The sequence below is a fragment of the Brevundimonas vesicularis genome (genome assembly GCF_027105095.1).
GTDB classification, from domain to species: Bacteria; Pseudomonadota; Alphaproteobacteria; order Caulobacterales; family Caulobacteraceae; genus Brevundimonas; species Brevundimonas vesicularis_E.
This window is the reverse complement of record NZ_CP114278.1, coordinates 809862-834173: the sequence shown is the minus strand read 5'-3', so window position 1 is coordinate 834173 and position 24312 is coordinate 809862. Positions and strand designations below refer to the sequence as shown.

Below are 24312 nucleotides of genomic sequence, written 5' to 3'. Positions count from 1 at the left end.
GGGGCGGCCGCGTGTTCGGTGTCGAACGGCTAGCACCCTGCACGCCCCGCCCCCTCCACCATGCTGCGCATGGTCCCCCTCCCCCGCTGATGCAGGGGAGGATTGTGTCAGCGGGCGCCCGTCAGCGCCCCGTACAGATCCGTCCGTCGATCGCGGAAGAAGCCCCAGGCCGCGCGGTATTTGTCCAGCTCGTCCAGGTCGAAGCGGTGCACCAGCACCCCCTCCTCCTCGGCGCCCAGTTGCTCGACCAGTTCGCCCTGCTGGTCGGCGATGAAGGAATGGCCGTAGAAGGTCTGGCCGACCTCGGTCACGCGCTCATGGCCGATCCGGTTGGCGCCCACGACCGGCACGGCGTTCGACACCGCGTGTCCCTGCATGGCGCGCCGCCACGGCTCGGCCGTATGCAGGGTCGCATCGTGCGGCTCGGTGCCAATGGCGGTCGGATACATAAGCACATCGGCGCCCATCAGCATCATCGCCCGCGCCGCTTCCGGGAACCACTGGTCCCAGCAGATGCCGACCCCGACCTTGCCGAAGCGCGTCTTCCACACCTTGAAGCCGGTGTCGCCCGGCCGGAAATAGTATTTCTCCTGATAGCCGGGGCCGTCGGGGATATGGCTCTTGCGATAGACGCCCAAGGCCTCGCCGTCGGCGTCCAGCATGACCAGCGAGTTGTAATACTGCGGCCCGTCCTTCTCGAAGATCGAGACGGGAATGGCCACGCCCAGCTCCTTGGCGACCGGCGCCATGGCCGTGACGCACGGGTGTTCGCGCCACTCATAGGCCTGGGTGAACCAGTGCTCTTCCTGCGAGACGCAGAAATACGGCCCCTGGAACAGCTCCGACGGCAGGATCACCTGCGCGCCCCGCCCCGCCGCCTCGCGCACGAAGGCGATGGTCTTGTCGATGTTCGCCTGCATGTCCTCGCCATACGAGGTCTGGATGCCGGCGACGGTGATGGTTCTCGGAGTGGCGAGTGACGAGTGGCGAGTGGCGAGGGAAGTCATTTCGTGCGCTCCTCGAGCTTGGAGATGAGGCCGGAAAGCATACGGCTGATTTCGTCGGCGGCTTCGAGCAATCGCGTGAGCGCGGCCTCCTCGATATAGGCCAACCTCTGGGCAAGGATGAGTTGGGTTTCCACCTCGGCCAGAGGGCCGCGGGCGATGGAAAGGAAGCGCAGAAAATCAGGCGTGCTGCGACGCGCGCAACCTTCGGCAATGTTGGAAGGTACGGACACGGCAGCGCGCCTGACCGGACTGATCAGGCCGAACCGCTCGTCGGATGGCCAAATGCGGCTTTCCTCATAAACAAGCTCAACCCAGGTCAGGGCTTTCTGCCAGACGAGCAGATCACGGTAGTGGCGGACCTCGCCACTCGCCGCTCGCCACTCGCCACTCATTGCGGCTCCTGCTGGGAGATGCAGTGGAATGAGCCGCCGCCGGTCAGGATGGCGTTGGACGGCAGCGGAATGATCTCGCGATCGGGGAAGGCGTCCTTCAACGCCTGACACGCCATGTCGGCGGCGCGCATATCGCCATAGGTGGGAACGATCACCGCGCCGTTGGCGATCAGGAAGTTCATGTGGCTGGCCGGAATCGGGCGTTCGTCCTCGTCCAGCACCAGGCCCGGCGACGGGATGCGCACGACCTTCAGCCGACGGCCCGCCGCATCGGTCACGGCGGCCAGATCGCGCGCCGTCGCGTCATAAACGTCGGCGTTGACGTCGTTCGTCCCCCAGGCGACGGGACAGGCGACGACGCCGGGCGCGACGAACCGCGCCAGATTATCGACGTGCCCATCGGTGTGATCGTTCAGCAAACCGTCGCTCAGCCACACCACCACCTTGGCGCCGACCGCCTTCTCCAGCGCCGCCGCCGCGACGGCTTCATCCTGGTTCCAGGCGGGATTGCGGTTCGGGTTCAGCAGGCATTGGCGCGTGGTCAGGACGGTCCCCTCCCCGTCGTGATCGAGCGACCCGCCCTCCATGACAAAGTCGTTCCAGGTGAGGGGCACGCCGGCATGTCGGCCGATCTGGCCCGCGACCAGATCGTCGCCCGGCATGTCGTATTTCCCGCCCCAGCCGTTGAACTTGAACGCCGCCGCCGTTTTGGATCCCGCGCCGAAGATCGGCCCGGTGTCGCGCAGCCAGACGTCGCCGAACTCGCCCGCCACGACCTCGACATTTTCCACGCCCGCAAAGCGCGCCTGGGCGTCGGCCAGAGCCTCGGCCTTGCCGACCATCAGCTTGACCTGCTCGCGACCCGGTCCCGCCAGCGCTCGAACCAGCCCTTCGACCTCGTCCTGCGCCTGTTCCAGCGCCTCGAACCAATATTCCGCATGGCTGGGCCAACCCACCCACATGGCGCGGTGCGGCGCCCATTCTGCGGGGATGGCGGCAGCAGTCGGATCGGTCATGCGGGCGTCCTCAAGAAGGGCCGAACTCGGAGCCGCGCCATATGGCCCCAAGCGCCCCCGACTTCAACGTCGGCCACGAAAAAGGGCGGCCCGCGAACGGACCGCCCTTCGTCGTTTCAGTCTGGCTAAGCCTTAGAAGGAAGCGCGCAGGGTGACCATCGCCGTGCGGGGGGCGCCCAGCTGATAGCTGGCCGAACCGGTGGTCGAGGTCGAGATGTCCGCGAGGTATTCTTCGTCGAACAGATTGATCACGTTGAACTGGATATACGAACCGCCATTGCCGAGGCTGGCCAGGTTGTAACGAACGTCGAGATCAAACGTCGTGTAATCCGGCGCGACTTCGGTGTTGATGTCGTTGGAGAACCGCTCGCCAACATATTTGCCTTGCAGGCCCAGGTCGAACGGACCGACCGAGTAGGCGACCCGCATGCCGTATTGCCACTCTGGCGTCTCCACCAGTCGGTTGCCGGCGGTCTGGATGAAGACCGGAACCCCGTTCACCACGCCGTTAGGCAGGTTGTTCTTCACTTCGCTGTCCGTATAGGTCACGGAGCCGGTGATGTTGAACTTGTCGAACGGCGACCAGCCCAGTTGGCCGTCGAAGCCTTGAAGCGTCACGTCGCCCACGTTGCGGGTCAGGAACAGGCCGGCGGCTTCGTCGAAGGTGCGGACGATCCGGTTGGAATAATCCGTCTTCCAGGCGGCGATCGAACCGATCAAGCCCGCGGTCTGGTACCGATAGCCGAGGTCGTAGGACTTGGTGCGTTCCGGTTCCGGGTTCACATCGACCACGTCGTAGAGGTCGTCGGTACGAGGCGCGGAGAAGCCTTCGGCGTAGCTGGCATAGACCGAGTTGTGGTCGGCGAAGCGCCAGGTCACGCCACCGTTCGGCAGAACCGCGTCATACTTCTTCTCGAACGAACGCGGCTTGCCGTAGCGGTTCGCCGCACTGCTGTTCATCGACGACGCCGGGAACGTGACGAGGTCGGTTCCGGCGACCGGCGTGCCCACCTGGGTGGTGCAGTAGGCGTTAAAGGTGTCGCGCTGGTAGCAGTAGTTGGTCAGTTCGCGGTCGAAGTAGGGCGCACGAACGCCCAGGTCCAGGCTGATCGCGTCGTTGAAGAAGTTGCCGCGGTATTCGGCGGCGATCTGGTTCAGCTTGGCGTAGGACAGGCGATCGCGGCGGCGCAGAATGGTGCCGTCCGGCAGATTGATCGGCGTGCCGTTACGGCCGGCGAAGGGATCTTCCGGCTTGCCGTTAGCGTCGATGTATCCGAACTGGCCCGTCTGACGGTGACGACCATTGTCGTAGGTGTAGGCGAGGCGCAGGCGGTTGTCGTCGTTAATGTCCCAGATCAGCGAGCTGGTCAGAGCGTAACGGTGGGTGTTGGTGATGTTGGGGCGGAACAGGGTGACCCGCGTGGCGCCATTGATCACGCCGTCGCGATTGAGATCGACGCCGGCTGCGGTGGAGTTTCCGATCAGTTGCGGGTCGGTTTCGCTCATGGTCTGAGTGCCGCCGCCGTGCGCCAGGACGTACTGGAAGGACGGGTCGATGGTCAGGACCAGATTGTCGCGCAGAGTGAAGCGCGAAGCGCCACGGATGTTGCCCGTGTTCGAGGGGTTGATGTTTGTCAGAGCGGACGGAAGCGTATTGCCCGACTCGTAGGCCGTCCCGGCATTAAACTGAGCGAGCGTTTTGCGAGCGATGAAGCTGTTACGGTTTTCGTTGTAGTTGGCGGTCAGCGAGAGGAAGTCGCCGTTGTCGCCGAGCGGCTGATAGATGCGCGCGTTGTATTGGGTCTTGTCGACGCCGCCGGCGCCGATGAAGTGGTCATATGCGGTCTTCGAAGCCGAGAACCAGGCGGTCGTGCCCCAGGGGCCGAAGGCGCCGGTGTCGACCAGGCCGAAGAAGCGGCGGTAGCCGGTCTCCCCGATCGAAGGCTGCAGGATGACGCCGAACTCCTGCTCAGGACGGCGCGTGGAATAGTTGACCGTACCACCGGTCGCCGAAGCGGTCGGGCTATCGACGTCGGTGGTTCCAAGGTTGACTGTCGCCCGGCTGATCAGTTCCGGGTCCAGCTGCTGGTTGGAATAGATGGCGTAGTTGCCGGTGTCGTTCAGCGGAACGCCGTCCTGCGTAAGAGAGATACGCGCCGAGTCGAAGCCGCGGATCGTCAGATCGCCGCCCGAAGAACCGAAGGCGTCATTGTTGGTGAAGTTCACGCCCGGCAGCAGATTGATCGAGTTGAGGATCGTCTGTCCCGGTGCCTGGGTCGAGATGTACTCTTCGGTGATCGAGGCCCGCGACTTCGCCACCGTCTCCGCGACGATCGCGCCGTCGATCGAGCGCGGTCCACGCTGGCCGGTGACAACGACTTGGTCCAGTTCGGTCGCTTCCGTGCCGGTCGATTGGGCGGAGGCGGCGCCGGCGAAGGCCAGCGAACCGGCGAGGGCGGTGGTCGCCCAGATCAGGCTTTTGCGAGAAATCATTACATCTATCCCCAGATGGACGGCGCCAATGGCCTTTTGGCGGCAGACGTCCATCGCCTGTCGCAATCCAGCCCCCTCTAGGGCGCATGTTGAAACCTTGGGCGACAGTTATGTAACAGCAATATGACAGCGCCCAAGGGTGGTGTCGGCGCCACACCGCGCGTGGATGTCGCTAGTCAGCCGCCCGTTCGAAGACGTCCGCAATTCCGTTGGCTGTCGGCAGGATCGCATGCGGCTCGTGATAGTTGCCGTTGACCTGGCTCTGGGCGATCACATGCGCGCGGAACCGCGTGAACAAGGCGCTGTCGGGAGCCTCCGGCGCGCACCAGAAAGCGTCCAGCGGCTTCTGGTCGGTCAGCCCCTCGAAGTCAAAGAAGGCGTCGCCCAGAACCTTGACCGGCGTGTGGAAGCCGAGCGCAGAAAGCGCAGCGCTGGAGTTGTTGACGACCATGCCCAGCGACGCACGGCACAGGGCGGCCAGATTGCCGCCGTCGATGAAATCGACACGTCCCGCCAGCCCATGCTCTTGAGCAAGCCGCATTGTGACCGCGCGAAGATTGACCAGGCCAGGATCCAGCGGATGGTTCTTGACCACAAGCCGCATCTCAGGCGCCGCGTTTGCGGCGAAGCTGGTGATGACAGCCGTCAGGAAGGCGCGATTGTCGGCGTATCGGGAATAGCGCAGCAGCTGCGCATCGCCCTCCCGTTGCAGGCAGGCGATGAAGAACTCACCTCTGTCCCGGATGATGTCGGCGTCGCAATTCTCGGGTCGACGGAAGGCCAGGCTGACGTAGCGTCGAACATGGCCCAGGCACTGCTTCAATGGAGAGAACACATAGGGCGCGGTATAGTTTGGGAAGAACGCTTTTCCCGCCACCTGCACCGTATGGTAGGCGCTGATATTGGCGACATGGTGCGGCAGGATTTTTCCGACTGCGACTGGCTCGGGCAATTGCGGCGCTGGCTCGGGATATCCGTCGCGGAAGCGTGGCAGCGCGCTTGAGCCGTTCACGCCGTTGCGTTCGACGGTGATCCAATCAGGACGGAAATAGCCGTTCTCCAAGACCCAGACGCGAGCCTTCAGGCTTTCCGATGCGGCCAGAACCGCGCGGTTGTAGGCGCCGGCCTCGCCAAAAACGATGATGTCACTGAAATCCGCGACGATACGGGCGAGATCATCGGTCCACGATTTTGCCGTGTCCTTGAACACCAACCCGCCCGGCCTGCGCCAGTTCATCGCATCGCCGGCGTTGAAGATCATGCGGTTGACGACCGCCCCGCGCGATTCGAGCACCGAGGCCAGTGCGGATCCGAACGATCCGAAAGGGGCGGAAACGATCAGGAAACGACGGCCCGACAGGCCATGTCGACCGCCTTGCCGTGTTGCGGGGAAGGCAGACACGACGGTTGACTGGGCAGGCGCTACTGAACGCAACCGCAGAGATGCGCTGGGCCGAACGTCATCTGCCCTTAAGCGATAACGGCGACGACGTCGCGCCGACAGAACTCGAGAAGACGAACGCACGTCCACCATCACGCCCACCGGTACAATGACGGAACAGAGACCGCTTCGGCGCGGCCGGTGCAACCGAAGGGTTTATCGACAAAGGGCATCATCGCCCTTTTGTCGCGACCACCTTTTGCGATCAATCGAAAACGCCCAGAGTTCTGAGATTTTGAAACGTGGCGCTTTGAGCGTTGTTTTTTAGCATCAAAGCCGCCGCCGCCCGGAAGGCGACGACGGCTCGATGTCTTTGAGACGACGACTTCCATGCTTCGCAGGTCGCTGGTTGGGTGATCCCAACCAACTTCCCGAAAGTCTTAGAAGTTGATGTCGATGGTCGCGCGGCGGTTGAGCGGTTCACGCACACCGTCGGCGGTCGGCTTGGCCAGGTTGGTTTCACCCTTGCCGTCGAGGGCGATCACGCCGCCGTTGACGCCTTGAGCGACCAGGGCGTCCGCGACGGTGCGCGAACGACGGTTGGACAGACCCACGTTATAGGCGGCCGAACCCGAGGTGTCGGTGTAGCCGACGATCAGGACGCGCGTCGGACGACCCGACTTGGCGTAGTTGGCGGCCTGCGTCACCACCGAACGGGCTTCCGCGGTCAGGTCCGAGCGATCCCAGTCGAAGTAGACGACGAACTGGCGAGCGACCGGAGCCGGCGGCGTCACCGGAGCGGGCGGGGGGGGCGGAGGAGGCGGCGGAGGCGGGGGCGGCGGGGGAGGCGGCGGGGGCGGAGCGTCTTCCGCACCGAAGCTGTAGCGCAGACCCAGGGTCACGGTGTGCGACTGATCGTAGTCGCCGTCCCATTCGCCGAACTGCGTAGCGCCAGGACCAGCGCCGACCGTCGTCGAGGCGAAGTTGGCGTCGCCCGTCAGGTAACGGTAGGTCAGGTCGATGTTGGTGCGGTCGCCCACAGCCCAGGCCAGACCAGCGATCGCCTGAGCGGCGAACTTGGTCGAGTCGTCATCAGCCGTGAAGGTGGCGGCGCGGTTGGCGCGCAGAGCGCCGGTCGTGTCGGTCTTCACGCGGTTGACGCCGGCGCCGAGGCCGACGAACGGACGAACGCCCCAGTACTCGAAGCCGAAGTCATAGATGACGTTGGCCATCAGGGTGGCGGATTCGATGTCGCCTTCGGGCGAGAAGCAACCGCCCGTCGCCGGGGTGAAGTTGCACAGGCCCTGCGTGCCCGACACGGCGCGAACGCGGCCGATGTCGCCCGAGCGATAACCGCCCTCCAGTTCAACGCGCCAGTTCGGGTTGAAGCGATAGCCGAGGCGAGCGAAAGCCGCCCAGCCGTCGTTCACTTCCCAGTTCCAGTTGGCGCCGGTCGTGGACGATTCAGCATTGATATCGTCGATCATGTGGTAGCCGGCGTCGATGGCGCCGTACCAACCATTGGGTTCCGCCGATGCGGCGCCAGCTGCGAACAGTCCGGCGGCGGCAACGGAGGCGAGAAGTTTGAGCTTCATAGCTTCCTCACTGTGTGAATGCGCGAAGCTGCACAATAGCACAGCATTCACCCGACCGAACGGCGTGGCTGGCGTGCGGTTCCGCGCTTGAGCTACGATTGTGTCGACTGTGGCGCCGTTTCAACACATTGGGCGTCTGCGAGAGGGAACGATTATGACGATCAGATTTGACGGACAGGTGGCGATCGTGACGGGCGCCGGGGGCGGGCTGGGGCGCGAACACGCTCTGGCTCTGGCGGCGCGGGGGGCGAAGGTGGTGGTAAACGACCTGGGCGGCGCCCGCGACGGTTCGGGCGGGTCGGCGACGGCGGCAGAGGCCGTGGTCGCCGAGATCGAGGCGGCCGGCGGCGAGGCCATAGCCAACGCGGCCTCGGTGACGGACTTTGCCGCAGTCCAGGCCATGGTCGATCAGGCCATGGCGAAATGGGGCCGGGTCGACATTCTGGTGAACAACGCCGGCGTACTGCGCGACAAGACCTTCGCCAAGATGGAGATCGAGGACTTCCGCTTCGTCGTCGACGTTCACCTTATGGGAGCGGTCAACTGCACCAAGGCGGTGTGGGAGATCATGCGCGGGCAGAACTACGGCCGGATCGTGATGACGACCTCGTCGTCGGGCCTGTACGGCAACTTCGGGCAGTCGAACTATGGCGCGGCCAAGATGGCGCTGGTCGGCCTGATGCAGACCCTGTCGATCGAGGGGGCCAAGAACGACATCCGCGTTAACTGCCTGGCGCCGACCGCCCACACCCGTATGACCGAGGATCTGGGCGCCGCCCTGCCGCTGGAGGCGCTGGCCCCAGCCCTGGTCACGCCCGGCCTGCTTTATCTGGTCAGCAAGGATGCGCCGAGCCGCGCCATCCTGGCCGCCGGCGCCGGGGGGTTCGAGCGCGCCTATGTCACACTGACGCAAGGCGACTTCGTCACCGGCGACGATGCGCCCGAACAGGTCGCCGCCCGCTTCACCGCCATCTCGGACCGCAGCGGCGAGATCGTGCCGGACATGGGCGCCGCCCAGGGCATGATCGAACTGACGAAAGCCCAAAAAGCCCACGGCGGTTGAACAAAAAGGCGCCTTGCGTTGACGCGACGTGAGGCGCCTAACTTCGCTTCAGAGGAAACCGGCCTCCACCAGCGCGAACGCGCGTAGGCCAAACAAGAGTGGGCTCAAGTAGCCCAAAGGGCGATAGCCCCAGGAGGAAAGCCCATGCGCGAAGCCGTCATCGTCTCCACCGCCCGCACCCCCATCGGACGCGCCTATCGCGGCGCCTTCAACGACACCCAGGCGCAGCAGCTCGGCGCCCATGCGGTCAGACACGCCGTCCAGCGCGCCGGCGTCGATCCGGCCGAGATCGAGGACGTGGTCATGGGCGCGGCCCTGCAGCAGGGTTCGACCGGCACCAACGTCGCGCGCCAGATCGCGCTCGCCGCCGGCCTGCCCTCCTCCGTTCCCGGCATGAGCCTGGATCGCCAGTGCGCCTCGGGCCTGATGGGCATCGCCACGGCGGCGAAACAGGTCGTCTTCGATCAGCAGAAGATGGCGGTCGGCGGCGGGCTGGAAAGCATCTCCCTGGTCCAGAACCAGAATATGAACCTGTACCGGATGAAGGACGAGGCGCTGCAGAAGCTGTCGCCCCACATCTATATGTCGATGCTGGAGACGGCCGAGGTGGTGTCGCGCCGCTACAGCGTCAGCCGCGACCGCCAGGACGAATATGCGCTAAAATCCCAGCAGCGCACCGCCGCTGCTCAGGACGCCGGTCGGTTCGACGCCGAGATCGTGCCCATGACCACCACCATGCTGGTCATGGACAAGGCCACCGGCCAGACCTCATCGAAAGAGGTCACCCTGTCCAAGGACGAGGGCAACCGTCCCGGCACGACGCTGGACGGGCTGAAGGCTTTGAAGCCCGTCTTCGGCGGCGGCGAGGAGATCCAGACGGGCGAGTTCATCACCGCCGGCAACGCCTCGCAACTGTCGGACGGCGCCTCGGCCTGCGTCGTCATGGAGGCCGGCGAGGCGGTGAAGCGCAATCTGCAACCGCTCGGCGCCTATCGCGGCATGGCCGTCGCCGGCTGCGAGCCAGACGAAATGGGCATCGGCCCGGTCTATGCCGTGCCCAAACTGCTGAAGCGCCACGGCCTGACCATCGACGACATCGGCATCTGGGAGCTGAACGAAGCCTTCGCGGCCCAGGTTCTGTATTGCCAAGACACGCTGGGCATTCCCGACGACCGCCTGAACGTCTCGGGCGGCGCCATCTCCATCGGCCACCCCTACGGCATGTCCGGCGCCCGCATGACCGGCCACGTCCTGATCGAGGGCAAGCGTCGCGGGGCCAAATACGGCGTCGTCACCATGTGCATCGGCGGCGGCATGGGGGCTGCGGGATTGTTCGAAATTTACTGAGAAAGCCAGAAAGCCGCGCCCACATGAGACACGGTTTCGAAACGCCAGCGTTTCGAAACGGCGCGCCCGGGCTGTTCGAAGTCTACTGAGAGAGACCAATTGTCTCCTCCCCATTTCATGGGGAGGAGGCTCGTAGCGAAGCGGAGAGACGGAGGGGCTCTTCACCGCATCGCAAACGTCTGTGGGACTTCAATAGCCCCTCCACCGCTTCGCGGTCCCCCTCCCCACAGGTGGGGAGGAGACGCGTCAGACCCGCTCGCTGATCTTGATCGCGGCCTTGCAGCCGACTTTGATCACGCCGGACAGCAGGCGATAGGCCGGCGCTTCGCGGCTGCCGTGTTCGATGGCGTGGTCATGGTGGGCCAGTTCCTCATCGCGGAACTGCTTCAGCTCGGCGGCAAGAGCCGGGTCGCGATCGCCGATCTCGGCGATCTGGTCGGCATAATGCTTCTCGATCACGCTCTCGACCGCCTCGGTGCAGGCGTGCGCGGCCTTTTCGCCCATCAGGGCCGTGCCGGCGCCAAGGGCCGAGGCGGCGATGCGCCACAGGGGCGTCATGACCGTGGGCCGCACCCGCCGCTCGTTCAGCAGCCGCTCGAAGCGCGCCAGGTGCACCGCCTCCTGGTCCTGCATCTCCGACAGATCGCGGGCGATGCCGTCACGCCCCTTGCGCCCTTCGAACACCGCCTTCTGGGCGCGATAGATCAGGACGGCCGCATATTCCCCGGCGTGATCGACGCGCAGGATTTCGTCCATCCGCGCCTTGTCGGCGCCCTGACCGGGACGGGGAAGCGGAATGGAATGGCTCATCGCATCAGGCCTTTTCGATCCGGGGCGCTCGGGCGTCCTTTGGACGTTTCGCCGCCAACAGGCTGAACACCGCAAGCGCCGAGGCGATGATCGCGTTCCATCCTGCCATCGACAGACCCAGCCAGCTCCAGGCCACATCGCCGCAGCCGATCACCTTGGTCACCGGCCCCGTGCCCATGGCCAGCGCTGTCAGGCTGTCCATATCAACCGAGCCGCCGACGGACGAACAGGTCGCAGGCAGCGCCCACCATTTGTATTCGCCGCCCATATGGAAGATGGCCGTGATGGCGCCTGTCGCGAACACGGCCGCCAGCAGGAAGGCGGCGATGCGCGGCGTGCCCCGGCGTCCGCCGCTGAACAGGGTCCAGCCCGTAGCCATCACCGCGACGACGGCCGCGCCCCAATAGACCTCGCGCTGCTTCAGACACAGGTTGCAGGGCGCAAGGCCGCCGAACCGTTCGAACGCATGGGCCGCGCCCAGCATGGCCAACGACGCGGCCAGGGCGAAGGCGGTCCACCAACGGGTCAGAAGGCGATAGACATCGATCATCTTGAAACGGTCTTACCCCGCCCCTGCGGCCGCGTCGACTTACAGAAGCTTCAGGACGACGATCAACCCGACCAGCGCGACCAGGCCGATCACGCTCCACATCGCCAGCCGCTTTTCGACCTGCGCCAGCATGGCCGGCCCCCAGCGTTTCAGGATCCACGCCTCTAGGAAGAACCGTCCGCCCCGCGTCACGACCGACGCAGCCATGAAGACCGGAAAGCTGAACGCCGCCAGGCCCGAGGCGATCGTCACCAGCTTGTAGGGGATGGGCGTCAGCCCCTTGATCAGAATGACCCACAGGCCCCACTGATCGAACCAGGCTCGGAACTGCTCCAGCCCGTCCGAATGGCCCAGCACCCGCATGATCGCCAGGCCTAGGTCGGTCAGGAAATAGCCGATCGCATAACCGAGAATCCCGCCCAGAACCGACGCCACGGTGCAGACGGCGGCGTAGAAATACGCCTTCTGCGGCCGCGCCAGGATCATGGGCGCCAGCATCACGTCGGGCGGGATCGGAAAGAACGAACTCTCGGCGAAGGAGACGACCGTCAGGGCCTTGGTCGCATGGCGGCTGCGCGCCAGGTCGAAGACGCGGTCATAGAGTTTGCGCAGCATGGAGATCCTTAAGGCGGCACGGCGCGTTAGCACCCCTGCGGCGTTGCGTCATCCTCGGCCGTCACGTCCACCTGCTAGAGCGCCTGAATGACGACCCCCGCCTCTTCCCCGTCCACGGTCCAGCAGGACGACGTCAGCCATAACGTCACCCGTCTGCTGCGGCGGCTGGCCGACGACGGCGGCGACGCCGGACTGACCCTGCACGAAATCCGCGACCGGCTGGACGAGCGCGCCTACGGCCTGTTGATCCTGCTGCTCTCCATCCCCTGCCTGGTGCCGGGCCTTTACGGCGTGCCGCAGGTGGTCGGGCTGATCGTCATCCTGCTGGCCGGCCAGATGCTGGTCGGGCGCGAGGAGCCTTGGCTGCCGCGCTGGTTTCTGAACCTGCGGTGCAAGGGATCGTGGCTGAAGGCCATGGCCGATTTCGCCGAAACCAAACTGGGCTGGATCGACCGGCTGTCGCGGCCCCGCCTGCGCCGCTTCGCCGATGGACCGGGCGAGAAGCTTGCCGCCGTCTTCATGATCCTGGCGACCGTCACCATCGTCATGCCGCTGACCAACACCATCCCCTCCATCGCCCTGGCCCTGCTGTCGGTCGGCCTGATCCAGCGCGACGGCCTGTTCGTCCTCGCCGGCTGCGCGGTCACCACCGTCTGGCTGACCATTCTGGGCGCGCTCGGGACCGGCCTTCTTATGGGCGCCGAATGGGCCACGCGCTGGCTGCCGGGCTGACGCACGCAGCAATCCCAGCCCTACAAGCGTAGCCTTAGATGTCCAAGAATTAACGGGCGCCCGGGTGGTGATCCGTGGAAGGTGGCGTGACCGACCGACGGTCGATCATTCCCAATCTTCTTTCACGGCGTGTCATGGCTCTGCCTCTTCGTTACTCCCGCACCCTGTTCGTCGCCGTCGGCGCGCTGCTGGCCGTCGCCCTGCCCGCAGCGGCGCAGGACTACCGCCAGCCTTTCCATCCTGATCAGCTGAAGGGGCCGCCCGCCGGCGCGCTGAACGAGGTTTTGGTGCTGGGCACGCCGCACCTGTCGAACATGGGCGACGGCTTCAAGGTCGAAAGCCTGTCGCCGCTGCTGGATCGGCTGGCGGCGTGGAAGCCGACCGCCATCGCGACGGAGGACCTGTCGGGCCTGCAATGCGACAGCTTGCGTCGCTATCCGTCGCGCTATGCCGAGACGGTCGAGACCTATTGCTGGGATCCCGCCCCCGCCGCCCTGGCCACCGGTCTGGACGTACCCGCCGCCAACGCCGAGGCCGAGCGGCTGCTGGCCGCGTGGCCCGCTCAGCCCACGGCGGCCCAGCGGCGCCATCTGGCGGCGGTCTTTCTGGCGGCCGGCGAGCGGGGATCGGCCCTGGTCCAGTGGCTTCGGCTGGCTCCTGAGGACCGCATCGCGGGGGACGGCCTGAACGACGCCTTGGTCGCCGTGCTGAACCGGATCAAGGATCGGGCCAACGAGACCTTTCTGATCTCGGCCCCGCTCGCCGCACGTCTGGGGCTGGAGCGACTGTGGAGCGTCGACGACCACTCCGCCGACACGCCCGATCCGACCGATCCCGCCGAAAAGAAGGCCTATGGCGACGCCATCATGGGCGCCTGGAACAATCCCGCCACCCAAACTCGCCGAACCCAGGGCGCCGAACTTGAGGCCGCTCTCGATCAGCCCGACGGCGTGCTGCGCATGTACCGCGTCTATAATGCGCCGACGACGCCGACCCTGACCTATCAGTCCGATTTCGGTGCCACCCTGGTCGAGCCGTCGCCGCAGGCCTTCGGCCGCCACTACCTCGGCTATTGGGAGACGCGCAATCTGCGCATGGTCGCCAATATGCGCGATGTTCTGGGCCGCTATCCGGGCACGCGGATGCTGACCATCGTCGGCGCCTCGCACAAGGGCTACTACGAAGCCTATCTGGATCAGATGCACGACGTCCGGCTGGTCGATCCTGAACCCGTCCTGCGCTGATCGCATAAAGACGGCCGACGGGGCTTGCGGGGCGTCCGTCATCACGACCCCGTGGCTTCGTCTTGGCTCCGTCGTCTTCTGTGACTAGGTTCCGCGCCAATCGGCGGCTCCTTTCGGTTAAGCCCGCCTCAAAAGCTACGCGGGAGACGCGCCATGAACGACATGACCCAAGGCCAGCCGACGGCGGAACAGATCGACCTTGAAAACCCCCTCGGCGTCGACGGTTTCGAGTTCGTCGAATTCACCGGCCCCGAGCCCGAGGCGATGATTTCGCGGCTGGAACTGATGGGCTTCACCCAGACGCACGTGAACCCCAAGACCGACGTGGTGCGCCTGAAACAGGGCGACATCAGCTTCCTGGTGCAACGCTCGCCAAAGGGTCAGGCCGAGGCCTTCGCCAAGGATCACGGCCCGTCCGCCAACGGCATGGCCTTCCGCACTACCGACGCCAAGGCCGCCTATGAGGGCGCGCTGGCCCGCGGCGCCGTCGCAGCGACGGACGCCGCCGGCGGCGCGCTGGGCGACGACTACCCCTACATCCTGCAAGGCATCGGCGGCTCGCTGCTCTATGTCATCGACCAGTACGGTGACGCCGGCTCGCTCTATGACGCCTGGGACGAGATCGAGGGCTGGGAAGAGGCCGAGCGCAAGAACTCGATGGGCCTGGAGATCCTGGACCACCTGACCCACAACGTCCGTCGCGGCCAGATGCGCACCTGGTCGGGCTTCTACAACTCGATCTTCAACTTCGAAGAGCAGAAGTATTTCGACATCAAGGGCAAGGCCACGGGTCTGTTCTCCCAGGCCATGATCGCGCCCGACCGCGCCATCCGCATCCCGCTGAACGAAAGCCAGGACGAGAACTCCCAGATCGAGGAGTTCATCCGTCGCTACAACGGCGAAGGCATCCAGCACATCGCCCTGACGACCGAGAACATCTTCGAGACGGTCGAGGCGATGAAGGAACGCGGCGTCGCCTTCCAGGACACCATCGAGACCTATTTCGAACTGATCGACAAGCGCCTGCCCAACCATGGCGAGGACGTGGAGCGGATGCGCAAGAACCGCATCCTGATCGACGGTTCGGACGAGGAAGGCCTGCTGCTGCAAATCTTCACCCAGGACACCTTCGGCCCGATCTTCTTCGAGATCATCCAGCGCAAGGGCAACGAAGGCTTCGGCAACGGCAACTTCCAGGCCCTGTTCGACTCCATCGAGCTGGACCAGATCCGTCGCGGCGTCATCAAGGTCGACGCCTGAATGAAGATGCGGCCGCCGACTTGGCTGCCTTGGCTCGGCCCGGTCCTGGCGGCCGGCGCAGGGGCCCTGGCCGGCGAAGTCTGGCTGGGCGGCGGCTTCTGGATGGTCCTGGTCGCCGCCCTCCTCTGTGGCTTCGCCCCCATCGTCGGCTATCAGATGTGGAAGCGCCTGCACCGCCGGGGGTGAGGGCGCCCCTTTGCATTAGCGAAGGGGCATGTAGCGGCAGGTGAAGCTCGGGTCGCCGGACATCGGGCGGGGCGTCAGATGGATATGCATCCGCTGGGCCTGGGCGGCGTCTTGGAGCGCGAAGGCCTGTTCGGCCTCATACATCTCGTCGCGGTGGGCGTCGCTCCAGCCTGAGGCCAGCTTGATGGCGCGCGCCTTGGCGGCCTGAAGGGTTTCGGCGACGACGAAGACGTTGCGGTGCTGTTCGGCGAAGGCCACCCCGTCATAGCCGCCCAGATTCACGTAATAGAGCTTCTCCTGGCCGGTGTAGGGCTCGGGACGCAGGCTGACGTCATAGCCGTCCGCGTGTGAAATCTCCGACCAGCAATCGATGTGCAGACTGCCCGTCTTGCCCCACCACTGTTCACGCAGAGTGTCGTAGGTGCCCTCGATCGAGGGGGCGGCGATGAAGCGCATATCATGCACTTCGATATTGGCGCCGGGGTGCTCGCCGCCGATGTAGATCGCAAACAGCTTCATCAGGTCTCGCTTCAGGCCGCCGAGGCGGCGGGATGAGTCGGGTTCTCCTCGCCTTTGACCACCAACGCCAGCCTGCGCCCGACGATCCCTCCCATTTCAAAGGAACTGGTGATCCCCTGCGCGAAGGGGTGGCGGCCCATCAGGAACGGCAGCGTCAGGCAAAACAGTCGGTCCGGCGGCAGGGGCGCATCAACGGGTCGAAACAGCTCATCGACAGCAATGCCGCGCACCACGTCGGGCGCATCATTGGCGACCTCGTCGCGAACGATGCCCTGCTCCAGCAGCGACAGGAACGGAAACTGGATCGCGGCCAAGGCCTGCTGGCCGGTCGCCTCGATGAAGACCGGGAAATGTCTTGTCCGTCCGGCGATCGTCACGTCGGCCCCAACTTCCGGACTTTGCGTATCGACCGCGTGGTCCTCGCCGAGCGCCAGAACCTCCAGCTTGCCGGCCTCGTGCAAGGCCAGCATCCGCTCGATCGATTCATGCGGCACCCCGGCGTAGACATCGACGAAGATCGGCTTGAACACCCGGCTGAAGCGGTCGAACTGCGCGGCGTCCAGATGCGGCACGATCGCGGCGACGACTTCATGCATGCGAAGGATGGCGTCGCGCCACGCCACCGTGACCCTGGCGGCGTGATTGGCCCGCGCTTCTTCCAGGTTCGCCGCAGCCCAGACGAACGGATCGCTCGCCGCACGTCGGGCGAAATAGGCCTGGGCGAATGTCTCCAGCGTGGCCTCGCCCAACGCCGTTTCTGCCGCGTAAGCCGAATCGGCTTGCATCAGCTCGCGCCGGAAGAGGTCGAACACCGCATCCAGAAGACCGCCCGTCTCCTGCACGATCAGGGCGGCAACCGCTTCCGGTGTGCAGATGTCCAACGGCGCGTGGGGCAGCGGAAAATAGAAGTCCGCTTCCGGCAGGATGCCCTTGCGCGACATCATGGTCAGGCGAAACGCCTCGGTGTCCGGCGCGGGTTCGTACACCAGCCGGTCGGCTTGGCGAACGAAGGCGCCGTGCGACCCCGCCAGGGCGACCGCCGCATCGATCGCCGTCAAGGACGAGCCGCGGATTCCGATATCCGTCGCGGGGATCTTGGACAGCGCCGAGGCCGGCCACGGACTGAGGTAATAGCCGGGACGACCCTGCTGGCGTGACGGCCATTGGTGGCCCGTGGCCAGGACCACATGATCGAAGATCGCCTTGCTTGCGCGCAGCGAGGGCGGCGAGACAGAGGTCAGTTCGATGCCGGCCGGCGTGTTCGCGGCGTCGACGACGCGACAGTCGGTCATCACCTGGATCGAGACGCCAGCGGCCCTCGCCCGTTCCACAAGGGCTCTGAACTGGTCCTCGAAATAGCGCCCTAAAGCGAGACGCGGCACGAAACTACGCTCATCCAGCGCGGCAGGGTCGACGTCCAGCGCGTGCAACTCCGCCGAGGTCCGTGCCGCCAGCCATTCCGCCAGGGTTTGCGTGACCGGCGGGATTTCCACGCTGGCGATGTTCGACAGCATCGCCCGGTCGTTCCACTCGGCGCTGTAGGGGCTGCCCGATCCCGCAGACCCGCCCGCTTCGATCACGGTGATGCGCGCCGGCAGCTGGCCTTGGGACAGCAGGGCGTGAAGGGCGTAGAGCGTGGTTGGCCCCGCTCCGACAAAGGCGATCGATGCAGTCATGCGCCCACAATGCGCGAGGCGCGCAAAGGCGCCACGACGCGTGATTTTTCAACCGGAACAGCCACCTCCGCCCCGCCGGACACGTCCGATCTGCACGATTTCGCACATAAGGCCGCCCAGATCGCCCGCCTGGTTATGCGCTTCGCTCTTCTTTGATCGATCGGCCTGACACGACCCTGTCATGGGTTACAGTGGCGGCGCCAACGACCTGCCGACGGGGTGCGTCCTGATCCGGCGCCGGGAGGAATTTCATGATGCGCATCGCCTGTTCGGCACTGATTGCACTCTTTGCACTGTGTTTCTCCTCGGCGCACGCCCAGGACGCCGCGCCGCAATGGTCGCTGGCGATCCACGGCGGGGCGGGCGTGATCGAGCGGTCCAGCCTGACGCCCGAGCAGGACGTGGCCTATCGCGCGGCGCTGCAAGGCGCGCTGGACGCCGGTTCGGCCGTGCTGAAAAGCGGCGGCTCGGCGCTGGATGCGGTCCAGGCCGCCGTGCAGGTCATGGAGGACGATCCCCTGTTCAACGCCGGGCGCGGGGCGGTCTTCACCGCAGCGGGCCATAACGAGCTGGACGCCGCCGTCATGGACGGCTCGGACCTGACCGCCGGGTCCGTCGCCGGCCTGACCACCACGCGTCACCCCGTCGCCGCCGCCCGCGCGGTGATGGAGCGGTCGCCCCACGTCATGCTGATCGGCCCCGGCGCCGACGCCTTCGCCGCCTCGGTCGGGCTGGAGCAGGTCGATCCGGCCTTCTTCTTCACCGAGCGCCGCTGGCACGGGCTGGTGAAGGCCCTGACCGAGGCCGGACAGCCGATCCCCGAGCGCCCCGCCGGCCCGCCTGCCTCCCCTACGGCCCCAGGCGCTCAGGCCGAAATCGCCCCACCCCTGAATGAGAAGAAGTTCGGCACGGTCGGCGCCGTGGCGCTGGACAGCCAGGGTCGTCTCGCCGCCGCCACCTCGACCGGCGGCATGACCGCCAAACGCTGGGGACGGGTCGGCGACGTGCCGATCATCGGCGCCGGCACCTATGCCTCCAACGCCGACGACTGCGCGGTGTCCGCCACCGGCGACGGCGAATATTTCATCCGCGCCACCGTCGCCCGCGACATCTGCGCGCGGATTGCAGGAGGGGCGGCAACGCAGGCCGCCGGTCAGGCGGAGATCGCCGACGCCGATCGTCTGGGCGGCAAGGGCGGCGTCATCGTCATGGGCCTGGATGGCCGCCCCGCCTTCGCCATGTCCACCTCGGGCATGTATCGCGGCGCGGCCTCCTCGACCGACCCCGCCCGCGTCGCCATCTACGCCGACGAACCCTGAGCGCCCGTTCAGACCAATTAGACGAATTAGACTCTCTTTTTCCCAGACCGAGACCCATGCCTGCATCCGATGACGAACTGACCGTGATGGCCAACGAAGAGCTGGACGCCGCCTGCGCCATGCCCTTCGTCGAGGTCAGGAAGATCACCCCCTGGGGCGACAGCTATGAGGGCTTCGCGCCGTCCGGCCGCACGGTCGAGGTCGAGCGTCGCTATCTGTGGGCCGTCGAGCCTGAGGGCGGCGTCATCGTCGAGGTCGAGGTCCGCGACCGCGCCGCGCGCACCGGCGCCGAGGCCCGCGCCCTGCTGACCGCCGCCGACTGATTCCGCCGTTCCCAACATCGCAAATCCGGTCTAGGCCTTCCCTATGAAACTCGCCTCGCTCAAGCACGGCCGCGACGGCCGCCTCGTGGTCGTCTCGCAGGACCTGAACTGGTTCACCGACGCCTTCCTGATCGCCCCGACGCTGCAGGCGGCGCTGGATGACTGGGACCGCTGCGGTCCTCGCCTCGAGGCTTTGGCCGAAAGTCTGGAGCATGAGGCCGTGCCGCGCGGGCGCTTCCACGAACGCGACGCCGCCTCGCCCCTGCCCCGCGCCTATCAGTGGGCGGACGGCTCGGCCTATGTGAACCACGTCGAACTGGTGCGGAAGGCGCGCGGCGCCGAAATGCCCGAGAGCTTCTGGACCGACCCGCTGATGTACCAAGGCGGCTCGGACAGCTTCCTGTCGCCGCGCGATCCAATTCCGCTGGCCGACGAGGCCTGGGGCTGCGACCTGGAGGCCGAGATTGTGGTGGTCGTCGGCGATGTGCCCCAAGGCGCGACGCGCGATCAGGCCCTGGCCGCCATTCGCCTGGTCGGCCTGGTCAACGACGTGAGCCTGCGCAATCTGATCCCTGCCGAACTGGCCAAGGGCTTCGGCTTCGTCCAGTCCAAGCCCGCCAGCGCCCTGTCGCCCGTTCTGGTTACGCCCGACGCGCTCGGCGACCGCTGGAAAGACGGCAAGCTGCATGGCGCGCTGAACGTTCAGCTGAATGGCCAGGACTTCGGCAAGGCCGACGCCGGGGTCGACATGACCTTCGATTTCGGAACCTTGATCGCCCACCTGGCCAAGACACGCTCGCTGGGCGCCGGGACCATCATCGGTTCGGGCACGGTGTCGAACAAGGACGCCGACGGCGGCCCCGGCAAGCCGGTCTCGGAAGGCGGCCTGGGCTACTCCTGCATCGCCGAGGTCCGCACGGTCGAGACGATCCTGCGCGGCGCGGCCGAGACGCCCTTCCTGAAACACGGCGACACGGTGCGGATCGAAATGCTGGACGAGCGTCATCATTCGATCTTCGGGGCCATCGAACAGACGGTCGCGCCGCTATCCAGCGCGGATTGACGCCGCTAGGGTGCTGACACCGGCCTCGGGGGAGGCCGCATCCGGTCTTTGGGGAGAGACGACGTGCCGCCTGAAAAACTGATCCCGCTGCTCATGATCCCGGTCATGCTGGTGGTGGTGCTGCTGAAGAATCGCAGGAAGCGGGTGCTGAAGCCGCACATGCTGTGGGTCATGCCGGCCATCGTCCTGCCGCTGATCGGCCTGGGCCTGTGGGGAACGGCCCAGAACCCGAACATGGCCCATGCGCCCTTCGGCCCCGACGCCTGGGCGGTTCTGGCCATCGGCGGCCTTCTGGGCGGCGTCGCCGGCTGGTATCGCGGCAAGACCGTCACCATCGAAAAGGAGCCGGACGGCTCCCTGATGGCCCAGGCCTCGCCGCTGGGGCTGATCCTGCTGGTCGTGCTGTTCGCCGGCCGGTCGCTGCTGCGCGACCTGATCGAAAGCCATGCCGCCGCCTGGCATCTGAACGCCCTGGCCGTCACCGACGCCTTCCTGGTCTTCGCCATGGGCCTGATCGTGATGCAGCGCGTCGAAATGTACATCCGCGCCCGCCGCATCCAGTCCGGCGGCACGGACAGCCATGTGGAGGTCGCGGCCTGACGCTTCGGGCTGGACGCGGCCTTCGCCTCTGTGGCATGAGGCGGTCCTTCCGCTGCGGGCGTGGTGGAATTGGTAGACGCGCTGGACTCAAAATCCAGTTCCGAAAGGAGTGCCGGTTCGACCCCGGCCGCCCGCACCACTCTTCGTCGGTTCAGCCCAGCTGCCGGTGGAAGAACGACGTCACGTCAGCCAGCACCGTCGCCTTCTTGCGGAACAGGGGCGAGAAGGTCGCGATCAGGTCGGCGTGATCCAGGCCGGGGTAGAGCTTGGCCTCTGAGCGCCCGCCCACAGCGCGCATCCGCTGATCCAAAATGATCGTGTCCTCGTCGTGGACCACCGTGTCGGCGGTGCCGTGGCCCAGCCAGATCGGCGGGGCGTCGGCGCGGACGAAGGTCACGGGCTGCGTCAGGGTCGGATCGGGCGCACGGCCGAAGGCGTTCTGCGACGCCGCCACGTCGAAGGGCAGAAAGTCATAAGGGCCCGCCAGACCTGCCGCCGCCTTGATCAGGTCAGGCCGACCGACGGCGGCCATATAGCGTCGGTCCAGGGCGATCATCATCGCCAGATGCGCGCCCGCCGAATGGCCCAGCACCCCAAGCCGCGCAGGATCGCCGCCATATTGACCGACCACCTCGGCCGCCTTGGCCGTGGCGGCGGCCGCGTCCTCGATGAAGGCTGGGAAGACGACCTGGGGCACGATGCGGTAGTCCGGCAGGGCGACCACGAACCCCCGCGCCGCTAGGGCTTGCGCCGCCCAGCCATACTGGCTGCGCGAGCCCGAATCCCAGCCGCCGCCATAGAAGAAGACCAGGGTCGGATAGGGGCCAGGCGCGGTCGGCGCATAGAGATCCATCTGCTGGCGCGAATCGTCGCCATAGGGGACGTCGCGCGCGACGCGTCTCACGCCGCCATCCCTGGGCCCCAAAGTGTTCAGCAGGCTCAGCGGCGAGCAGGCGGCGGCGAGAAGCCCAAGGGCAGGCGCGAACAGTCCACGGCGGGTCATGCAAAAGGCTCCATCACCCACAATACGCTCGGATCGCCCGATCGGTCGTCGTCATCAACGATCAGCGGGCGTTGGCGATCAGCCGGCCGCAGTCGGCGTCCTCGGCCAGGCCCGGATCGACGAAGGCGAACAGGGCCGTGACCGGCGCCACGACCGCGCCCAGCAGGCCCGCCAGACCGCCCTGCGACACGACCGAACCGACATCGACACCGACCTTGGGCGCGGTCAGCGGGCCGGAGACGGTGATCGGCGCCCACAGGCGCAGCAGACGCGGCTTCTTGGACTCGCCGTCGATCCTCAGGTTCAGCGTCTCGGCGCCCAGGTTGATGCTGCCCTTGCCCTGGGCCAGCACCACATCGGTGTCGATGACGAAGGTGCGGGCGGTCGCCGTGCCGCCGCTGACGTTGAAGTCGGCGACGGCGCAGCGGATCTGGCTTTCGGACTGGTCTCCGCTCAGCAGCTTCAACAGGCCCGCGCTGGCGTTGATGCCCAGCAGTTCGGCGAAGGCCGCCCGCATCTTGCCGTTCGGCACCACCAGACTGAGCGAGCCCTTCGACGCGGCGGCGAAGTCGTGGATCGAGGCCCCCGGCCCCTCCAGCTTGGCCCGACCGAGCGCCCGACCGCTGAGCGGGACCGATCCATTGCGCGCAGGAATGATGGATTCCAGCGGATAGCCCGCCAGCCGCAGATCGACGCTGCTGTAGGGCGTCGCCTTGGTCGCGTCGATCCGCGCCGTCCCGTTCAGCGCGCCCCTGTTGAAGTCGAAGCTGATCGGATCCAGCTTCAGAATGCCGTCCTTCAGGTCGGCGCCCAGGTTCACCTGACGCACGTCGAAGGCGTTCGCCTTCACCGATCCGGCCCGATAGGACAAAGTCCCGTCCATGGTCTGCAGCCGCTCGGTCTGAAGCTTGGCGTCCGGCAGGAGCTTGCCGCCCACGACGACCGGCGCCTCGGTGTCGGTGCCCGCCGCATTGGTCCGGGTCCGCGCGCCCAAGACAGCGGCCAGGTCGTCTATGTCCAGACGACGCGAGGTCAGGTCGGCGTCGACGCGCAGCCGCTGGGCGGCGTCGACCCGCACCTGGCCCGACAGATCGGAGGCGCCGACGCGTCCATCGAAATCCTTGAAGGTCCAGACCCGCTCATTGCGGTTCAGCGCCCCCGACAGCCTATAAGGCGGCGTATTGGGCAGGGTCACGCCCGTCAGCAGATACAAATCCGACAGATCACGCCCCTGCATGGTCAGGGTCGCATCGAACCGCCCCAGATCGAACGGCCGTGTGATCGCGCCCTTGGCGATCAGCGATGACCCTGCCCCATTGACGGCGGCCTCGAAGCGATAGGGTCGGTTGCGACGAATGTTGACGAAGGGGCCGCCCTCGACCTTCAGCGTCAGTGGCGATCCGTTCACGGCGCCGCGCCCTTCCAGCAGGAAACCCGCTGCGCCCCCTGCCGCCTCGCGCGCATTGACCGCCGCCTCCAAGGTCAAACCGCGCCGCTGTTCATCGAATGACAGCTGGCCGTCCTTGATGACCAGTTGCTGGATCACCGGCAACTTCAGCCCCTCGCCAGTATCCGGCTTGTCGGGATTCAGCACCCAGCTCTTGCGACCGTCCTTGGTCGAGATCAGGACGACGCGGGGTCGGGTGAAGCTGAGCAGGGGCATCTCCACCTGACCGGCGAGCAGTTTTCTCAATCGCACCGAAGCGCGAATTTCATCGACGGCGGCCGTGTCCCGATCCAACGCCCAGTCGGGCCCGCCGATCTTCAGCCCGCGCACCACGGCGGACGGGGTCCAGCTGAACAGATTGACATCCAGATCCCCGGTCAGGGCGATTTGGCGATCGTATTTGACCGAGGCCCAGCGGCCGATGGGTCCGCGCAGCATGTTCCAGTCGAACAGGGCCAGGAAAAGAACGACGGCTGCCACGACGACCAGCACCACGCTCGCCGCCCATTTTTCCGCCAGCCCGGGCCGTCGAGCCGCGGCATAGACGGGATCGTTGTCGCGCACCCAGTCGCGCCACGTCAGCAGGCGCGCACCCGCCGGCGCCCACGCCCGCTCTTGAAGGGTAGTCTGAAAAGTCCGCCAATTCCGTAGGTTCGACAAGCGCTCGTCTC

General features: G+C 66.1%; 24 protein-coding genes and 1 tRNA gene. 11 read left to right on the top strand and 14 right to left on the bottom strand.

The annotated features are described in order from the left end of the window. Positions 1–107 precede the first annotated feature (107 nt). The 7 genes from aguB to O2K97_RS04050 all read right to left on the bottom strand — a co-directional run bounded on the left by aguB (position 108) and on the right by O2K97_RS04050 (position 7884). Positions 108–1007, bottom strand: coding sequence for an N-carbamoylputrescine amidase (aguB, locus tag O2K97_RS04080; RefSeq protein ID WP_269220554.1), 900 nt, complete (start codon positions 1005–1007; stop codon positions 108–110). Beyond that, positions 1004–1399, bottom strand: a complete 396-nt coding sequence (locus O2K97_RS04075) for a four helix bundle protein (protein WP_269220553.1) — start codon at positions 1397–1399, stop codon at positions 1004–1006. Before O2K97_RS04075 ends, aguB begins: the two co-directional genes overlap by 4 nt. Further along, positions 1396–2415, bottom strand: coding sequence for an agmatine deiminase family protein (locus O2K97_RS04070; RefSeq protein ID WP_269220552.1), 1020 nt, complete (start codon positions 2413–2415; stop codon positions 1396–1398). Before O2K97_RS04070 ends, O2K97_RS04075 begins: the two co-directional genes overlap by 4 nt. 132 nt (positions 2416–2547) lie before the next feature. Then, complete coding sequence (locus O2K97_RS04065; protein WP_269220551.1) at positions 2548–4908, bottom strand: TonB-dependent receptor domain-containing protein; 2361 nt, start codon at positions 4906–4908, stop codon at positions 2548–2550. 172 nt (positions 4909–5080) lie between these two features. Beyond that, complete coding sequence (locus O2K97_RS04060; protein ID WP_269220550.1) at positions 5081–6310, bottom strand: capsular biosynthesis protein; 1230 nt, start codon at positions 6308–6310, stop codon at positions 5081–5083. Between the two features lie 131 nt (positions 6311–6441). Continuing rightward, on the bottom strand, positions 6442–6681 hold the full coding sequence (locus tag O2K97_RS04055; protein WP_146756766.1) for a hypothetical protein: 240 nt from the start codon (positions 6679–6681) through the stop codon (positions 6442–6444). Between the two features lie 48 nt (positions 6682–6729). Further along, positions 6730–7884 (bottom strand): OmpA family protein, encoded by a 1155-nt coding sequence (locus tag O2K97_RS04050; protein WP_269220549.1) that lies wholly within the window; start codon positions 7882–7884, stop codon positions 6730–6732. A 154-nt stretch (positions 7885–8038) separates the two neighbouring features. Between O2K97_RS04050 and O2K97_RS04045 the strand changes: the two genes are divergently transcribed. Together O2K97_RS04045 and O2K97_RS04040 are read left to right on the top strand one after the other, a co-directional pair. Then, the gene (locus O2K97_RS04045; RefSeq protein ID WP_269220548.1) at positions 8039–8947 is read left to right on the top strand and encodes an SDR family NAD(P)-dependent oxidoreductase; all 909 of its coding nucleotides are present in this window, start codon (positions 8039–8041) and stop codon (positions 8945–8947) included. A gap of 144 nt (positions 8948–9091) precedes the next feature. Continuing rightward, positions 9092–10294 carry an acetyl-CoA C-acyltransferase gene (locus O2K97_RS04040; RefSeq protein ID WP_269220547.1) on the top strand — a complete coding sequence of 401 codons (1203 nt, stop codon included), beginning with the start codon at positions 9092–9094 and terminating at the stop codon, positions 10292–10294. Between the two features lie 246 nt (positions 10295–10540). Here the strand turns inward: O2K97_RS04040 and O2K97_RS04035 are convergent, their stop codons facing one another. From O2K97_RS04035 to O2K97_RS04025, 3 genes are read right to left on the bottom strand one after another with little or no spacing between them, the layout of a single operon-like run. Continuing rightward, positions 10541–11104 (bottom strand): demethoxyubiquinone hydroxylase family protein, encoded by a 564-nt coding sequence (locus tag O2K97_RS04035; protein WP_185225222.1) that lies wholly within the window; start codon positions 11102–11104, stop codon positions 10541–10543. Between the two features lie 4 nt (positions 11105–11108). Beyond that, entirely contained in the window at positions 11109–11654 is a 546-nt protein-coding gene (locus tag O2K97_RS04030) for a disulfide bond formation protein B (RefSeq protein WP_269220546.1), read from the bottom strand. 39 nt (positions 11655–11693) lie between these two features. Then, the gene (locus tag O2K97_RS04025; RefSeq protein ID WP_269220545.1) at positions 11694–12269 is read right to left on the bottom strand and encodes a YqaA family protein; all 576 of its coding nucleotides are present in this window, start codon (positions 12267–12269) and stop codon (positions 11694–11696) included. An 87-nt stretch (positions 12270–12356) separates the two neighbouring features. Here O2K97_RS04025 and O2K97_RS04020 point away from each other — a divergent pair, with 87 nt between their 5' ends. From O2K97_RS04020 to O2K97_RS04005, 4 genes are all read left to right on the top strand, one after another. Continuing rightward, positions 12357–13001 (top strand): exopolysaccharide biosynthesis protein, encoded by a 645-nt coding sequence (locus tag O2K97_RS04020; RefSeq protein ID WP_112863463.1) that lies wholly within the window; start codon positions 12357–12359, stop codon positions 12999–13001. A 134-nt stretch (positions 13002–13135) separates the two neighbouring features. After that, on the top strand, positions 13136–14245 hold the full coding sequence (locus O2K97_RS04015) for a DUF5694 domain-containing protein (protein ID WP_269220544.1): 1110 nt from the start codon (positions 13136–13138) through the stop codon (positions 14243–14245). Positions 14246–14398: 153 nt separating this feature from the next. Next, the gene (hppD, locus tag O2K97_RS04010) at positions 14399–15505 is read left to right on the top strand and encodes a 4-hydroxyphenylpyruvate dioxygenase (RefSeq protein ID WP_269220543.1); all 1107 of its coding nucleotides are present in this window, start codon (positions 14399–14401) and stop codon (positions 15503–15505) included. Then, on the top strand, positions 15506–15691 hold the full coding sequence (locus O2K97_RS04005) for a hypothetical protein (protein WP_269220542.1): 186 nt from the start codon (positions 15506–15508) through the stop codon (positions 15689–15691). A 15-nt stretch (positions 15692–15706) separates the two neighbouring features. Here O2K97_RS04005 and O2K97_RS04000 read toward each other — a convergent pair whose 3' ends face one another. Both O2K97_RS04000 and O2K97_RS03995 read right to left on the bottom strand, forming a co-directional pair. After that, the gene (locus tag O2K97_RS04000; protein ID WP_269220541.1) at positions 15707–16210 is read right to left on the bottom strand and encodes a DUF1543 domain-containing protein; all 504 of its coding nucleotides are present in this window, start codon (positions 16208–16210) and stop codon (positions 15707–15709) included. An 11-nt stretch (positions 16211–16221) separates the two neighbouring features. Beyond that, positions 16222–17886 carry an FAD/NAD(P)-binding protein gene (locus O2K97_RS03995; protein ID WP_269220540.1) on the bottom strand — a complete coding sequence of 555 codons (1665 nt, stop codon included), beginning with the start codon at positions 17884–17886 and terminating at the stop codon, positions 16222–16224. 251 nt (positions 17887–18137) lie between these two features. Here O2K97_RS03995 and O2K97_RS03990 point away from each other — a divergent pair, with 251 nt between their 5' ends. The 5 genes from O2K97_RS03990 to O2K97_RS03970 all read left to right on the top strand — a co-directional run bounded on the left by O2K97_RS03990 (position 18138) and on the right by O2K97_RS03970 (position 21330). Then, on the top strand, positions 18138–19205 hold the full coding sequence (locus O2K97_RS03990) for an isoaspartyl peptidase/L-asparaginase family protein (RefSeq protein WP_269220539.1): 1068 nt from the start codon (positions 18138–18140) through the stop codon (positions 19203–19205). Positions 19206–19261: 56 nt separating this feature from the next. Continuing rightward, complete coding sequence (locus tag O2K97_RS03985; protein WP_017506239.1) at positions 19262–19528, top strand: hypothetical protein; 267 nt, start codon at positions 19262–19264, stop codon at positions 19526–19528. A 43-nt stretch (positions 19529–19571) separates the two neighbouring features. Further along, positions 19572–20591 carry a fumarylacetoacetate hydrolase family protein gene (locus O2K97_RS03980; protein WP_269220538.1) on the top strand — a complete coding sequence of 340 codons (1020 nt, stop codon included), beginning with the start codon at positions 19572–19574 and terminating at the stop codon, positions 20589–20591. A 63-nt stretch (positions 20592–20654) separates the two neighbouring features. Then, positions 20655–21191, top strand: coding sequence for a CcdC protein domain-containing protein (locus tag O2K97_RS03975; RefSeq protein ID WP_269220537.1), 537 nt, complete (start codon positions 20655–20657; stop codon positions 21189–21191). 54 nt (positions 21192–21245) lie between these two features. Next, positions 21246–21330 (top strand) — tRNA-Leu (locus O2K97_RS03970). Between the two features lie 12 nt (positions 21331–21342). On the opposite strand, the gene O2K97_RS03965 is transcribed toward O2K97_RS03970, so the two are convergent. Both O2K97_RS03965 and O2K97_RS03960 read right to left on the bottom strand, forming a co-directional pair. After that, a complete protein-coding gene (locus O2K97_RS03965; RefSeq protein WP_269220536.1) occupies positions 21343–22194 on the bottom strand; it encodes an alpha/beta hydrolase in 852 nt (283 codons plus the stop codon). 61 nt (positions 22195–22255) lie between these two features. Further along, positions 22256–24205 carry an AsmA family protein gene (locus O2K97_RS03960; RefSeq protein ID WP_269220535.1) on the bottom strand — a complete coding sequence of 650 codons (1950 nt, stop codon included), beginning with the start codon at positions 24203–24205 and terminating at the stop codon, positions 22256–22258. Between the last annotated feature and the right edge of the window lie 107 nt (positions 24206–24312).